We start from the raw sequence: 540 nt of genomic DNA, 5'->3' as shown, positions 1-540 counted from the left end.
ATTAAGTCCAGCTTAAAATTCCTAAGAAAAACCCCTTGGGCTCGTAGCAAAGTTGAAGCGCTTTATATCGACTTATGTAACAGCCCATGGCAGAAAAAATAGCTGCCTAAATAAATTAAATACGACTATTTTTTGCCCAGGCATAAAATGTTACGTTTTTTTTCAAACTTTCGAAAAAAATCCTGTATACTACCGCAAATTTTTTTCCGCCCTGAACTTATTGAGTAGAATAATGACAGATCTATCCAAATACAGAAATATAGGCATCTTCGCTCACGTTGATGCTGGTAAAACAACCACTACAGAACGTATTCTAAAGCTAACTGGTAAGATCCATAAGACTGGTGAGGTTCACGATGGTGAATCTACAACTGACTTTATGGAGCAGGAAGCTGAGCGTGGTATTACTATCCAGTCTGCAGCGATCACAACCTTCTGGGATGATCACCGCATGAACATCATAGATACTCCTGGACACGTTGACTTCACAGTAGAAGTATATCGTTCTTTGAAAGTTCTTGATGGTGGTATCGGTGTATT

General features: G+C 38.9%; 2 protein-coding genes. Both read left to right on the top strand.

The features are described 5' to 3' along the window. The gene (locus tag A3735_RS32665; RefSeq protein WP_369820548.1) at positions 1 to 102 is read left to right on the top strand and encodes a VF530 family DNA-binding protein; all 102 of its coding nucleotides are present in this window, start codon (positions 1 to 3) and stop codon (positions 100 to 102) included. 130 nt (positions 103 to 232) lie between these two features. Further along, on the top strand, positions 233 to 540 hold a 308-nt coding region (locus tag A3735_RS21660), incomplete at its 3' end, for a GTP-binding protein (protein ID WP_156499811.1).

The sequence above is a fragment of the Oleiphilus sp. HI0061 genome (genome assembly GCF_001635675.1).
Note: the sequence above shows the minus strand (reverse complement) of the source record. Positions and strands in the feature narration are given on the sequence as shown.